Here is an 11,682-nt window from a genome sequence, read left to right on the forward strand (position 1 = left end):
TGGTGGAGACCTTGTTCCATCACCGCCCTGCCTATCCTCTTCACGGGGTTCAGGGGGCTTCGCTGACCAGATCTCTCCAGGGGGGAATTCATAGCCCGGCCCTCCATCCGGAGAGAACAAGTCTGACCCCCACGCCGAGGAGTGAAGGAGGAAGCCCTTCAACGGCCCTTGAGGGCGGCAACAAACCGTTCCCTGATCTCCTGAGGTGTTAAAGGGATGTTTTTGACCGGTGCGTTCCCCGGCCTGAGTACCACATGAATAAAATTCGGGCCGCCATCAACCGACGCGGCCATCACCCCCTCGAACGCTTCAGGGTGCTCGATCTTCCAGGTTCTCGTAAAGCCGCTGGCATGGGCGATGAGTTCGAGATCGAGGTCCGCGGCCGCATAGGTCGGTTGGTTTCCGGTGGAGCCAAAGGCCCCGTTGTCCAGACCGATCACCGTGAGGTTTTCCGGGGCGGCGGCGGCCACCACCGGGAGAACCGACGAGCCCAGGAGACTGCCGTCGCCGTCGAGGACGACCACCCGACGGTCGGTACCAAGGGCGAGCCCGAGGCCGATGGGCGTCGCCTGCGTGTACGAACCGAGCATATAGAAGTTGAGCGGGCGGTCCATGGCCGCATACAGTTCTTTGCTCGGGACACCGATGTTCGAGACGACGGCGGCGTCTCCCAGGTGGGAGGTCAGGGCCCTGATGGCGTCATATCGTGCCATCGTCGGTTCCCTGATCTCTCTGTCATAGAGGAGCGCCGAGTGCCGCGAGCGTGCCGGCGCGGCACGGGAGACCGCAGGGCATGCCTCGCCTTCCCACACCTTCGGCGAGATGAGGGCGACGTGCGGGCGGGAGCGGGCGAAGGCGTCCTCGACCACCTCGCCGATCCGCGGGAGGTCGGAGGGCTCGGAGATGATCGTATAGGCGATCCCGAGGGCGTCGAGCACCCCGGGGAGTTGACTGTTGAACGGGATCTGGGCCGGGATCCGTTCCTCGTAGACCCCGCGCCAGCTCGCGAGCACCGGGAGGGGGAGGCCAAAGGTGACGGTGAGCGACATGATCGCGTTGAGCATGTTCCCGAGACCCGAACTCTGGATGACCACCACCGGGCGCAGCCCGGCAAGCACCGCTCCGGCGGCGATCCCGACGCCGTCTTCCTCGCGGGTGAGGCCGACGGTCCGGATCCGATCGGGCAGGAGGAAGCAGAGATCCCTGGCACGGTCGCAGGGGAGGGTGAGGGTAAGGTCGACCCCGGCGTCTTCGAGGATCGTACAGACGAGATCTTCATGCATGGTTTCTCACCCATGAGAGGACGTCGCCGGCAAGAGCGGCGGTCTCGACATCGGCGGAGACCCGGAACGCCGGTTCGATCCGATACTGCTCGTGATCCTCGGCGACCCGCCGGTACCCGCCGCCGGTGAGATTGAGGAGCACGGCCTCGTCAGGGCCGACCGATCCGGTCTCGACGGCGTCGGCCAGGGCGGCGAGCGCGATCGCGGCCGCCGGATCAAGATCGATCCCCTCGGCCTCCTCGCACCAGCGCGCCGCCGCCTCCGCGGCAGGGTTGGTGACCGCATGCATCGCCCCCCTGGTGGCCGTGAGGGCGTCGAAGACCCCGCCTCCGATCCCGTAAGGCGGCTTCCGGTTGGTCAGCACATCGGCGTAGACCACGGCGACCGCCGTGCGGGCGTCGGGCATATCGATCGCCGGGACAATCTCCCGCCGCCCGGCCTCCCATGCCCTGACCATCGGGACGAAGGGGAGGTTCTGGGCAAGGTGGAGACGCGGGAGGACCGAGCCGAACCGGCCGTCTTCGACCAGTCGCATCGCCGCTTCCCACGCGGCGATCCCGCCGGTACCGCTCCCGACCGCCTGGAAGTAGCGGTCAGGCAGACGGCCGATGGTGACCGCCGCGTCGAGCATCACCGTACCCATCCCGTCCCGTCTCGCGACATTTCTGGCCCCCCCCTCGGGGAGAAGAGAAGGGTGGGTGCAGAGGGCGTCGGCGACGGCGATGGTGTCCGAGTAGTCGCCGTCCACCAGGACCATACAGACCTGATCGGTCTCGATGGTCGTCCAGAGACGCGTGGCGGCCTTCTCTGGCACCACCACCACGACCTGTCCGCCGGTGGCGGCGACGGTCTGGCAGAAGGCGCGGCCGGTGTTCCCGGCCGAGGCCACGACCAGCGTGCCGTCACCGGTCTCTCTCACCCTGACCATCGTGGGCAGGGCTTCCAGTTCTTTGAACGAACAGGTGTGGATCTCGGCGCCCCGTTCCGGCCAGTAGCCGTTGAAACCGATATACAGGTTCTTGAGCCCGAGGTCACGGGCCAGGCCCTCGCTCCGGTAGGTCACCGGCCCGGCCGCGGCCTTAAGTGTTCCCTCGATCGGGAGCCAGTCGGCGAAACGGAATATTCCGAGTTCGTTCCTGAGATTCAGTTTTTTTCTCCGGTATCTGGCCCTGATCAGTGCGTCGCACCCCTGCGGACACGAAAGCGTGTACCGGTCTTCAAGGACCGCTCCGCACCCGGGACAGATGAGTTCATAGTGTCGCATTTTCCTTTCACCCCTATAATTCAAATGATCCGTCCAGGAGAGCGCCTTTGAGACGCACACAGAGTTTTTCAGCCTTCTTCCGGTCTGACTGCCGCATGGTGATCGGGACCGTCAGACCGGCGACGTCGAGGGTGCCGAGGTCGGCACGGACCGCGCCCCCCGTACAGGCAACCGCACAGGCCCCGCACGAGGCGCAGAGGCAGGGGTCGATCCCTTTTCCGGCGATAAAGGCGCCGGTCGGGCAGATCGCCGTTGCCCGGCATGGTTCGCAGAAGAGGCAGGACGAAGGATCATAGACCACCTCGTGATCGGTCCCCTTCCAGACCTCCGCGTAGGTGGTCCTCGTAAAGGGTCGCCGGTCCTTGATATCGGCGATCGGGAGGGCGACCTCCTCGTCCAGCACCGAGAGGGCGTCGATCGAGGCCTGGTCCAGCACCGGGATCGGGGCGGCGATGCTGGTGATGCACTCGGGGCCTGCGGCCGTGACAAAACCGCCGCAGGTGCAGGGGTCCATCCCTTTCATCTCGGCAAAGACCGAGAGGTTCGGTTTTTCCGGTGTGCTCCTCGTCCCCTCGCCCATCACCAGACCGGGGGCCCCGTTCAGCAGCACCCGCGCGCCGGGCCCCAGCACCCTGAGCGCGGGGTCGTTCTCCACCGGACTGATCTCGCCGCACCCGCTGACCGAGGCCTCGGCACAGGAGCCCTTCAGGCCGGTCACCGAGAAGATCGTCTCTTCCGACGCAGCAGAGCAGTTTACAAAGGCGGTGTAGTTCTTGAAGGCGCCCCTGGTGGTAAAGAGGCGGTCGGTGCCGCAGTCGTCGAGGGTGACCTCGGCTTCATAGGTCCGCCCTCTCGCATCGACCTCCACATGGACCTCTTTCCCTGCCGCAAGGTCGGCAAAGAGGTGGCCGCCGCCATAGCGTGCCCCCAGATGGGCCGTGCCGTAGACGATCATATCGACGAGGCCGAGACGTTCGTTCGGGCAGGGGCCAGGATAGGCCGGAACCCCGTTGAGCCTCACCGCCTCGGCACGGCCGAAGGTGCCGGGCGGCGCGACCGGGACCGAGAGGAGGGCGGCGGTCCCCGACATCACCCCGCAGGTCCCGCAGGTGACCACGTCCACGTCTCCGGGCCCCGGACGTTCCCCGTCTCTGACCCGTCTCTTGAACTCCGATGCAGTCAGGACGACGGCATTCCCATCCCTGACCCGTTCCCGGATCTCAGAGATCGTCTTCATATGATGACGTCCTCCACCCGCACATGCAGCCCCTCTGGACGCTCCACGATCATATTGGTAACCCCGGTATGGGCAAGGGCCATCATGCAGAATCCGGGGAGGAAGCGCTGGCGCTTTCCGAAGACCGGAGGAGACGAGAGATGAGTGGCCATCCCCTCGAACCCGAGCATATGATAGGCCCTGAGATCGTGGTACTCCTGACCCCGCGAGAACTGCGGGCCGACGACATGACCGGTGATCACACCGGTGACCGGATCGGCCTCGATCACCCGGATCACATGCTGGACCGGACACCCGGCACCCATCGGGCGGCCGACGACGATCTCGCCCTCCGCGATCTCCCACTTCTCAACCAGGTCGGGCCTGAAGGGAAGGATGATCTTTCGGGCCGAGGGTTCGCCGGGGAGCGGGTCGATGATGAAGTCGTAGGTATTGCCGACGATGTCCCGCCCCGTATAGATCGCATCGGGGGCGGCGATACATGCCTCACCCGCGGAGAAGGGGCAGTCGGCGAGAGACCGTTCCCCTGCGGCGACCATTTCCATGAACGCCTCGCAAGTCCGCGCCCCGCAGAGCCCGCAGTTTTTTCCGGGCGGTGTCCACCCCATCTAATCACCCCGGAAGAGGGTGCCCGCGTCCCCGAGTCTCCTGACGACCCCAAAATGGTGCTGCCACCCGATCTCTTTCTTGCCGACGCAGACGGTGCAGACGCCGAGGGGCGGGACGCCGCGAAGTTCGACGGTGGCAGCGTCCTGCACCTCTTCGGCCTCTGCGATCCTCTGGAGCAGATAGCGCATGCCGGTTCCCTGTACGGCATTCGTCTCCACGATCTCGATCCCGGGCGCCACCTCCCTGATCCCCTCCCTGAAGACCTCCTTCTCGGCCTGGGAGACGAGGTCGATCCTGGTGACGACCGCCACGTCGGCGAGGGCGATCATCGGCCCCATCTTGAGGGGGGCGTGGGTGCCGGAGATGGCGCTGAGGACGACGATCCCGAGGGCCTGGGTGACGTACGGCGAACACCGGAGACAGAGGCCTGCGGACTCGACGATGAGGACGGACGCCTCTTCCTTCTCTGCCCACCTGAGGGCGTCGGCCATCACCATGATCCCGGCATGGTCGGGGCAGAGGTCGCCTGAGTAGACTTTCCGTGTCGGAATGCCGAACTCAGTTGCAAGTTCCTCGTCCTCGAAGGCCCGGACGACGTCGATCTTGAGGTAGGCCGCTGTCTCCCCGGTCCCGAGGTTCCTGAGAACCTGGCGGACGACCGCCGTCTTGCCGGCCGAAGGGGGTCCGGCAATAACGACCAGTTTCATAGTGCCTGCACCCCGCCGGTGAGGGCCTCGCCGGCACGGATCCGCTCCCTGAGACGGCAGAGGATGCCGTCCATCTTTTTCACTACAGAGAGAGCCTCCTCTTCCTCGCCTGTGTGTTCGATGACCCTGACGACCGTCCCGTTCCGCATCACGACCCTTCGATCGCACATCAGGGCGACGAGGGGGTCGTGGGTGACGAAGACCACCGCCTTCTGGTAGCGCCGGAGCACCTCGATCACCCGGTCCTTGAAGATCCCGGCATTCTCGACCTCGTCGAGGATGATCACCGGCGTGCTTCCGACGAAGATCGCGTCCGCGACCATCAGGGATCTGGTCTGCCCGCCTGAGAGGGAGGTCATCCGCGCCTCAGGCATGATCTTCTCGCCGGTGAACTCGTTTGCAAGGGCGATCGTCTCGCTGATGATCTCGTCCCCTTCGATCTTTCGCGACCTGACATGCATCTCAAGAAACTCCGCTACTTTGAGGTCGGCGAGGCATTTGGTGTTCTGGGTGATGAGGGCGATCGGTTTTTTCGCCGGGTCGCGTACATAATCGTCGGGAGGTATCGCTCCGTTGACGAGGACGGTCCGACCGGTGACGGTGTCGTCCCTGGCAAAGACTTCGATGTCGTTGATGAATGCACTCTTCCCCGATCCGGTCGGCCCGACGATCGCGAGGGTCTCCCCCGATCTGATCACGATCCGGTCGAAGTGCTCGGTCTCGCCGTTCTTGTCCTTCCCCGGGAGGACGGTGATCTCGGTGACCTGCAGATCCATGCAGGGGCGTATTCGCCCGGCTTCTGATAATAGTATCTCTGTGTCATATTGTCTGGGGACATTGGGGTGAAACTGACTGTAAAAATATACAAAGGGGCAATATTGGTGCCCAAAGAGATCCCGCCGCCGTGCCTGACTCTGCCCAGATGGAGAGTACAGACCAGATCTCCGGACAGATGTCGGGAGAGGAACAGGAGGATGCGGCCCCTCAGTGGTCAAAATGGAGGAAGACACGGCACCGCCCGTCTTCCTCTGCGCTCCGGGCGGTATCGGCGTACCGCCCGGCCATATACCACGCAAAGGCGGCAAAACCCCGGTCGTCTTCGAGCATCTCCTCCTCGGTCGGACGGGAGGATGGGAAGGCCATCGCCTGCCCGGTATAACTGAGGGCGAGGTCGAGGTTCAGTTCGTCGAAGGAAGCCGAGACCTCGACCGGTCCGTCGGTGAGGCACCCCATCGTGCCCTCCGCGATCTCGGTGGCGGCGGCGGCGGCGCGGACGACCACCTCCTCGCGGGCGCCCCACTCCTCCCCTTTACGCTGGAGGAAGGCCTCGATCTCCCTGGCCGCGGCCGACCCCGGTTCAAGCACGACGCTCTCCTCCTGCCTGATGCCGAACCTGAAGGCGAGGTTGAGCACGATGGCGGTGATGGTGGCCAGGGTGATCGAGGAGGCAAAGACCGGTTCGAAGATCGGGGGCACGTCCTCGAAGACGTACGGAACAAACTGGACCGAGAGACCAAAGACAAGGGAAATACCGATGACCAGCACCTTCCGGGTATCCATCATCCTGGAGAGCATCGTCGTGATCCCCACCATGATCAGGAAAGCGCAGATGTAGATGACGACCGCACCGATGACATAGATCGGCACCAGGGAGAAGGCGGTCGTCGCCTTCGGGACAAAGGCGCAGACGACGAGTGCTCCCCCGAAGAGGAAACCGATGAATCGGCTTGTGATGCGGGAGGCGACCGAGATGCCGAGTTCCGACGATGCGGTGGAGACACCCGGCGATCCGATCGCGCCGGCAAAGACGTTCGTGAGTCCCATCGTGAAGATGCCGTCCCTGATGTTCTCCATGTCGGGCCTGACCCAGGCGGCGTCATTCACCCGCTGCCCGATCGTCACGTTGGTGATCGTCTGGATCGTCGTCGCGATCACGGCGATGAGAAAGATCGGAAGCAAACGCAGGTCGAAGGACCACCCGAAGTACGAGATGTCGGGGGCCTGGAGGAGAGGGGCCACCATCACCCGGTCAAGGGCGTCGGCGGGGTACAGGCCGAGAAGATAACTCGCACCAAGGCCGACGGCAAGGGCGACGATGATCGCGTTCGCTTCATATTTCTCGCCGAATCTGGGTGATATGACGAGGACCGTAAGGGTGAGGGCCGCTACACCGACTCCCGCAGGGACCATCCCGACCGCGCTTGCCTCGCCGGTCATCCCGAGAAAACTCTGTATCCCGAAGGGAATCAGAGAGAAACCGAGGACGGTGATGACCATTCCCATCACCTCGGGCGGGAAGAGGACACGCAGTTCCCTGACGACTCGCGAGAGACCCATCTGGAGAAGACCGGCGACGGCGGTCATTCCGAACGCAAGGGCGAGGCCCCCGGCCTGGGCGGCGTGGAGGGTCGCCACCAGGAAGGACTCGTCGCAGGCGTTCGGCATCAGGTAACCGCACCCGATACCGCGCCTCCGGAGGGCCTGAAGGGCGGTGCCCACCCCCTCGGCGATGAGGAGGGACGAGAGGAGAGCGGCCGTCATCTCGGGCGGGCCCCCGATAGCCGCGACGATGATGATCGGGATCATCAGGGAGAGAGCGACGTGCTGGACCACGAACTGGAGGGTGAAAGGCACCGCCACCGAGGCGGGCGGGCGTTCGTCGACGCTGTACACAAGGTCTTCAGGTCGCCTGCTCATCGTTCGCCTCCCTGTTCTGTCATCTCCATCTCCTCTTTCCTACTGGTCGAAGTGCAGGTGGAGCGTGCACCTGCACGAAAGATCGCTTTCATCGGCCATCCTGCCGGCACCGGTCGTCAGCCGCCCCCTCTCGCCGGACCGCCGCGTGAGGTACGAGACGAAGATCTCCAGATTGAACTCGTCGAAACGCATGATCACCCGCACCGGGTCTTCCGTCAGTCCCTGGGTCTCGATGTCCTTGATACAGGTCTGCACTGCCCTGACCGCCCGGGAAAAAACCTCTTTGCGTGCCCCCCATACCCTGGCCGCCCTCATCATCGCGTGGTTTACGTCGGCAGGCGAAGCGACCGCCGGGTCATGGAAGAACTCCACCGTGTCCTTTACCCCCACCTGGTACAGGGCATTGAGGAGGATCGCAAGGAGCGCGGCGACGGTGAGAGAGATCCCAAAGGTCTGGGATAAGAGGTCATTCATCCCGACGATTTTGTCAGAGACCAGATCGATCCCGACGCCGATCGCCAGCGGGACGCCGATGACCAAGGAACGCCTGGAGTCAAGCATGCGCGAGGAGATGATCGCAAGCCCTGAGACGATGATGAAGGAGACTGCAAAGAGGGAGATGGCGGCAAGGACGGATGGCGGCAGAGAGGTCATGAGCCTGACGAGGAGGGGCGAGCACCCGATGAGGATGAGAAGGACGCCGGTGACGACTCCGATGATCCGGGAGAAGGCCCCGTTCGCGATCGAGACCCCAACGGCCGCGGGCGACGCCCCGACACCGGCACCGCCGATCAGGCCGGAAAAGGTGGTGGCAAGGCCGGTGACGAGCACGCCCTTCTCGATGTTCTCGAAGTCCGGCCGCTGCCATTCCTGGTTAGTGCTCACCTGGCAGAGGGTGAAGGTGCCGAGGTCGTTGAAGACAGTGCAGAACCCGGCGACAAGGAAGGGCAGGAGGAGCGCGGCGTCGAAGGACCAGCCGATCTGAGTAGGGTCAGGAAAGGCAAAGAGAGGGGCGGCGGCGATTTCAGCGATCTCGGCCGGACCGAAGGCGCCGGTGGCGGCGGCGATGAACCAGCCAGCACAGATGCCGAGCATGATCCCGGCGGTCCTGAGCATCCCCCTTCCATAGACATAGACCATGACGAGAAAACCGAGGAGGAGGACGCTTGTGACGACCGAGGCGATGTCGGTGCCGGAGCCGGCACCGTACTTCCCCATGAACGCGGGCATGATATGGCTGATGAGCATGATGCCGAGCATGAGGAGGATCATCCCGGCGATCTCGACCGGGAAGTACCTCCTGAGACGGGAGATGTACCGCGAGAACCCGACCTGGACGAGACCGGTCACCGCCGTCATGCCGAAAAGGAGTGAGAGGCCGCCCGTCTTGACCGCGAGGACCATCGGCCCGAGGTATGCGGCCGAAAGGGTGTACGGCACAAGGTACCGGACGCCGGCCCCCCGGTACCCGACGGCATTCACGATCGTCGCCGCACCCGCGGCGATCGCGATGCCGCCGATCAGGACGAGAAGGTCGTTAACCTCGATACCCGCGACGCTGGCAAGGGCGGTGACGATCTGAAGGCCGATCACGAAGAGGAAGAGGTGCTGGACGGCGAGCACCAGCGTGACGGACCATGGTGGACGGTCGTCTGATCGGTATACCAGGTCCGGCAGTTTCACGATAAAAATTGGATGTTACCATGAAAAAAACCTGCGATTTTTTCCAGAGAACCGTTCGACAATTCGTTTCATAAAGGGTTTTAATGACCCAAAAAGCGCTGTGAAGTTTAGTTTACGAATCCCCTGAAGACCTGACCAGGGGCATCCGTCTCGCACTATGGTAGCCGCAGATGACCAGGATCGTCTCCCCGAAGACGGCGTCGAGGGCGGGGTCGCCGGTGTCCACGAAGAGTGTTGGTGTTGCGTCGAGTTTGCCGGGCGTGGCGACGACGACGAGGTTCTCAGGCCCCGCGGCCCTGAGCACGGCGGGAGTGATCGGTCCTGTGCCCCGGCCGATGACCGCCCCCTGCGCTCCGATCGGGCTGACAATGATCCGGCACCGGCCCGCCTTCCTGATCTGCGCGAGGAGCGTCGCCTCGTCGGTGTCGGCGACGACAAGTTTTCCGCCGACGATCAGGTCCACGCCGAGCAGGGTCGCCTCGATCCCGACCTCCCGCGCGATCGCGGTGGTGGTGCCCCCGGCCCCGAGGGCCACGCACCCGCCCGCCTGGATCAGGTCGGCCATGAACCGGGCGATGCCGTCGAGGGCGGCGGCCTCGTTCCCGAAAGAAACTTCTTTGCCGGACTGCACATGACCGGGGAGGAAGGGCACCCTGGCTGTCGCATAGAGGCGGGCCTGCAGGTCGCCCTGCCGGTACGCCTCCTCGTCGATGTCCATCACCTCAGCCTCGCGGAGAGCATAGTCGCCGGCAAGCACCTCGGCCACCGCCGCGGGCCGTACCACAAAGACCCCCGAGTACATCTTCACCCCCGCGGGGATCCCGAGGATTGGTGTTTCTCCCGCGGCCGCCGCAACGTCCCGCGCCGTGCCGTCGCCGCCGCAGAAGAGGACGAGATCGACGTCAGCATCGACACAGGCCCTGACCGCGGCACGGGTGTCCTCAGCCGTCGTCTCCAGACCCTCGGGTACATGGACGATCCTGAAGTCGTTGATGCCCGCGGCGTCAAGGGCGTCGGCCCCCATCGCCCCGGCAGAGGTGAGGAAACGGATTGGAAATGCCCGGAGAGCGCGGAGTGCCTCGACGGCACGCGCCTCTGCCCGCGGTACCGCCCCCCGTCGCCGCGCCTCGGCGGCCGTTCCGTCCGTCCCCTTCAGGCCGACCGCGCCGCCGAGGCCGGCGAGGGGGTTGATAACCAGGCCGATCGTCGTCATAGGAGATGGAGAATATGCCACCGCCGGGGGAAAAAGATGTGTCATGGGGGGAGGAAGAGAAGGTATGCATCTCCGCCAGGACAGAGATCAAAACCGGGAACAGATGGCCGACATCAGTTTCCGTATCATGGCGATCCTCTTCAAGATCAGAGATTGGTTCAGACCGCCCGACCGTCTCCTGGACCTGATCGGGATCAGGGAGGGAATGGTCGTGGTGGACTATGGCTGCGGCCCGGGGAGGTATATATCAGGGGCATCCAGGCGGGTCGGTGGGGCCGGGCGTCTCTATGCTGTCGATATCCATGAACTGGCGGTCGAGGCAGTAAAAAGACTGGTGAAGGAAGAGAGGCTTACCAATGTCTTCCCGATCCTCGCCCGGGGCTACGACTCTGGTCTCCCGGACGGGACCGCCGACCTCGTCTATGCCCTCGATATGTTCCACATGATCCGGGATCCGGCCACCTTCCTCGGAGAACTCCGCAGGATCACAAAACCCGACGGCGTGCTGGTCATCGACGACGGCCACCAGCCGCGCAAGACCACCCAGAAAAAGATCCGTGCTTCGGGGCTGTGGGAGATCAAGGAGGAAAACGAGGCATATCTACGGTGCCACCCAAAATAGAGTAAGTTGGCGCCTATAGAATTGCTCATGAAGCGAAAGCATGTCTCAAGCATACCTGATGAAAATTTCTCGCCGTTTGATCTCTCTTTTCAAGACAGGAGAATTGGCGGGGACCGTGTTCCATCGCCGCTCCCACCTATCCTCCTCATGGGGGCTCCCGGCTGTGCAACCCCCCGGCGCGAGATTCCAGGAAAGATTCTGCGAGAGGGGCGGCACGATACTTGATTTCTGTTCGCTCATCGAACACAAGGAGAGGGATCAAGGATCGATCCTTCCCCACCCCGGAGAGCCACAAGAATTTTCAATCGCGTATGCTTGAGCCCAGGGCCGGTTCATGCCCGATCCCCCATAGCCGCAAGATGAAAGC

Annotated in this window: 10 protein-coding genes; 1 reads left to right on the forward strand and 9 read right to left on the reverse strand. The window is 63.9% G+C overall.

What is annotated here, in order from left to right; genetic code table 11:
• Positions 1–158: 158 nt before the first annotated feature.
• From comE to E2N92_RS07745, 9 genes are all read right to left on the reverse strand, one after another.
• Complete coding sequence (gene comE / locus E2N92_RS07705) at positions 159–1,283, reverse strand: sulfopyruvate decarboxylase subunit beta (protein ID WP_220680614.1); 1,125 nt, start codon at positions 1,281–1,283, stop codon at positions 159–161.
• The gene (locus E2N92_RS07710; RefSeq protein ID WP_220680615.1) at positions 1,276–2,547 is read right to left on the reverse strand and encodes a cysteate synthase; all 1,272 of its coding nucleotides are present in this window, start codon (positions 2,545–2,547) and stop codon (positions 1,276–1,278) included. The genes comE and E2N92_RS07710 overlap by 8 nt, the downstream gene beginning before the upstream one ends.
• Before the next feature lie 13 nt (positions 2,548–2,560).
• On the reverse strand, positions 2,561–3,784 hold the full coding sequence (locus E2N92_RS07715; RefSeq protein ID WP_220680616.1) for a methanogenesis marker 16 metalloprotein: 1,224 nt from the start codon (positions 3,782–3,784) through the stop codon (positions 2,561–2,563).
• Positions 3,781–4,392, reverse strand: a complete 612-nt coding sequence (locus E2N92_RS07720) for a (Fe-S)-binding protein (RefSeq protein WP_220680617.1) — start codon at positions 4,390–4,392, stop codon at positions 3,781–3,783. Before E2N92_RS07720 ends, E2N92_RS07715 begins: the two co-directional genes overlap by 4 nt.
• Positions 4,393–5,100, reverse strand: a complete 708-nt coding sequence (locus E2N92_RS07725) for a GTP-binding protein (RefSeq protein WP_220680618.1) — start codon at positions 5,098–5,100, stop codon at positions 4,393–4,395. It lies immediately after the preceding gene.
• Positions 5,097–5,876 (reverse strand): ATP-binding cassette domain-containing protein, encoded by a 780-nt coding sequence (locus E2N92_RS07730; RefSeq protein ID WP_220680619.1) that lies wholly within the window; start codon positions 5,874–5,876, stop codon positions 5,097–5,099. Before E2N92_RS07730 ends, E2N92_RS07725 begins: the two co-directional genes overlap by 4 nt.
• A gap of 208 nt (positions 5,877–6,084) precedes the next feature.
• A complete protein-coding gene (locus E2N92_RS07735; protein WP_220680620.1) occupies positions 6,085–7,797 on the reverse strand; it encodes a uracil-xanthine permease family protein in 1,713 nt (570 codons plus the stop codon).
• A gap of 39 nt (positions 7,798–7,836) precedes the next feature.
• The gene (locus tag E2N92_RS07740) at positions 7,837–9,480 is read right to left on the reverse strand and encodes a solute carrier family 23 protein (RefSeq protein WP_220680621.1); all 1,644 of its coding nucleotides are present in this window, start codon (positions 9,478–9,480) and stop codon (positions 7,837–7,839) included.
• A gap of 112 nt (positions 9,481–9,592) precedes the next feature.
• Complete coding sequence (locus tag E2N92_RS07745) at positions 9,593–10,693, reverse strand: ATP-NAD kinase family protein (RefSeq protein ID WP_220680622.1); 1,101 nt, start codon at positions 10,691–10,693, stop codon at positions 9,593–9,595.
• Between the two features lie 64 nt (positions 10,694–10,757).
• Between E2N92_RS07745 and E2N92_RS07750 the strand changes: the two genes are divergently transcribed.
• Positions 10,758–11,315 carry a class I SAM-dependent methyltransferase gene (locus E2N92_RS07750; protein ID WP_246589145.1) on the forward strand — a complete coding sequence of 186 codons (558 nt, stop codon included), beginning with the start codon at positions 10,758–10,760 and terminating at the stop codon, positions 11,313–11,315.
• Positions 11,316–11,682: the final 367 nt, after the last annotated feature.

It is taken from the genome of Methanofollis formosanus (genome assembly GCF_019633745.1).
In the GTDB taxonomy this organism is placed as follows: domain Archaea; phylum Halobacteriota; class Methanomicrobia; order Methanomicrobiales; family Methanofollaceae; genus Methanofollis; species Methanofollis formosanus.

Coding starts and splice junctions, on each gene's coding strand:
- comE (WP_220680614.1), bottom strand. CDS start 1,283: ATGCATGAAGATCTCGTCTGTACGATCCTCGAAGACGCCGGGGTCGAC.
- E2N92_RS07710 (WP_220680615.1), bottom strand. CDS start 2,547: ATGCGACACTATGAACTCATCTGTCCCGGGTGCGGAGCGGTCCTTGAA.
- E2N92_RS07715 (WP_220680616.1), bottom strand. CDS start 3,784: ATGAAGACGATCTCTGAGATCCGGGAACGGGTCAGGGATGGGAATGCC.
- E2N92_RS07720 (WP_220680617.1), bottom strand. CDS start 4,392: ATGGGGTGGACACCGCCCGGAAAAAACTGCGGGCTCTGCGGGGCGCGG.
- E2N92_RS07725 (WP_220680618.1), bottom strand. CDS start 5,100: ATGAAACTGGTCGTTATTGCCGGACCCCCTTCGGCCGGCAAGACGGCG.
- E2N92_RS07730 (WP_220680619.1), bottom strand. CDS start 5,876: ATGGATCTGCAGGTCACCGAGATCACCGTCCTCCCGGGGAAGGACAAG.
- E2N92_RS07735 (WP_220680620.1), bottom strand. CDS start 7,797: ATGAGCAGGCGACCTGAAGACCTTGTGTACAGCGTCGACGAACGCCCG.
- E2N92_RS07745 (WP_220680622.1), bottom strand. CDS start 10,693: ATGACGACGATCGGCCTGGTTATCAACCCCCTCGCCGGCCTCGGCGGC.
- E2N92_RS07750 (WP_246589145.1), top strand. CDS start 10,758: ATGCATCTCCGCCAGGACAGAGATCAAAACCGGGAACAGATGGCCGAC.